This window comes from Ventosimonas gracilis (assembly GCF_001580025.1).
Lineage (GTDB): Bacteria > Pseudomonadota > Gammaproteobacteria > Pseudomonadales > Pseudomonadaceae > Ventosimonas > Ventosimonas gracilis.
Genome location: NZ_LSZO01000020.1, coordinates 1 through 1,581 on the forward strand (window position 1 = coordinate 1; position 1,581 = coordinate 1,581).

The window sequence follows — 1,581 nt, forward strand, 5'->3', positions numbered from 1 at the left end:
CAATCATCGACATGAAAACATCTATCTGGCCTTGCTAAAATTACTGCGTGAACAGCCGCTTTGATCGCGTTTGCTTCCTAAGACCCTTGCTTAATATCAATACTTAATAACAACGCGTTTTACTGTGATTAGCTTGGCAACCATGCCTGCGAGCCTAACCCCACCAAAAAAGCCCCACTTTGCAGCAGGGCTTTATAAAAAAGCAGGGAATGGGTCAGGCATGTGGCATCAGTTTGATAATAATGCCCGCAGCAATGCCTATGGAAGTAACAATCAAACCTACGCCAATAGCCAGCATTTTGCCGAGCTTGACAAGCAAGCGATTTTCCAGCCCATCCATTTTGCTATTCATGCCCTCCATTTTGGCATTCATGGTCTGCTCAAGGTTGGTTATTCGACCCTCTAACCTAACCACATCCTCTTTTGTTGCCATCTTTTCAGCATTGTTTTTGGCATCAACAGCCAACTCTTTTATCTTGGCTTCTATTGCGGCCAGTGCTTTGTCTCTCTCGTCAAAACTCTCACGCAAAGCCTCTGCCACGACTTCTGCCTGCTCCTCCGAAACCTTCGCAGCCTTGAGCTTTTTGGCGAATTGCAAAGAATCAAACGAATTAAAAGCGGCTGAACTCATCTCTTTCCCTCGTTTAGCCAGTGCATTTTTCAATGTACCTATGTTAGCACCTCAAAAGACGTTCCCCACCCACAAAAAGCCCCGCTTTGCAGCAGGGCTTTAAGGGCAACAGCATAAAAAAGCAGGGAATTATTTCATCAGCACAGTACGCAGTACGAAGCTCAAGATAGTACCTGCAACGCCAAGCACTCCAAGCATGGCCAAGGTCAGCCGGATAATCAATTTGTTACCTAGGGCTTCCATGTCTTTACGCAGACCTGTTTCAAGATTTGTCAGCTTGCCATTGAGCCGCTCCTCAACCGCATTTGTCAGCTTGCCATTAAGCCGCTCCTCAACCGCCTCCATGTCTTTGCGCAGACCTGTTTCAAGATTTGCCAGCTTGCCATTGAGTCGCTCTTCAACAGCGCCCATATCTTTGCGCAGAAGCTCGATTTTATGCTCTGTCTTGCTATCTTGTTCTTTTGCTGTACGAGCACTGATTTCTTGCTGCTCTTTCGCTTGGGTAGCCAAGACCGCTTCATGCGAGCGCCACACTAGCTTGACAAAAGCACGCGCTTGGTTGTGCTCAATGCCTTCTTTTTCCAACGCTTCAATATATTCAGCCGTATCAAACGCAGCCGCCGCCATAACCAACCCCTTTTCCATTTTTCGCAGGCCTATGTTAGCACCACTAGAAAAGGAGCGCTGGTATGGGCTGCCCAACAAACCGCGCCCATGCAATAGCGTTCTTGGCGGGTTATCGCGTCAGCTATGATGCATGGCTTGCGGGCAATGCTGACAATAAATGTCGGTTTATTTTCTTTTGGGTCTTAGGAAGCAAACATGTTTTTATGGCATGATAACTTCCTGATATGACTGGTAAAATAGGTACTTCAAACGTTCGAAAATCAGCGAAGCGAGATTTCGTCAGATTGTTCGCCACTTTGCGCTGGATTTGACCGCCACCGAAT

General features: G+C 47.1%; 3 protein-coding genes. All 3 read right to left on the minus strand.

The features are described 5' to 3' along the window. Nucleotides 1-214: 214 nt before the first annotated feature. Nucleotides 215-631, minus strand: a complete 417-nt coding sequence (locus AXE65_RS01505) for a hypothetical protein (RefSeq protein WP_068387038.1) — start codon at nucleotides 629-631, stop codon at nucleotides 215-217. Nucleotides 632-760: 129 nt separating this feature from the next. Beyond that, a complete protein-coding gene (locus AXE65_RS01510) occupies nucleotides 761-1,276 on the minus strand; it encodes a CCDC90 family protein (protein WP_153015357.1) in 516 nt (171 codons plus the stop codon). A gap of 103 nt (nucleotides 1,277-1,379) precedes the next feature. Further along, on the minus strand, nucleotides 1,380-1,581 hold a 202-nt coding region (locus AXE65_RS13990; protein WP_204376493.1), incomplete at its 5' end, for a hypothetical protein.

Coding starts and splice junctions, on each gene's coding strand:
- AXE65_RS01505 (WP_068387038.1), bottom strand. CDS start 631: ATGAGTTCAGCCGCTTTTAATTCGTTTGATTCTTTGCAATTCGCCAAA.
- AXE65_RS01510 (WP_153015357.1), bottom strand. CDS start 1,276: ATGGAAAAGGGGTTGGTTATGGCGGCGGCTGCGTTTGATACGGCTGAA.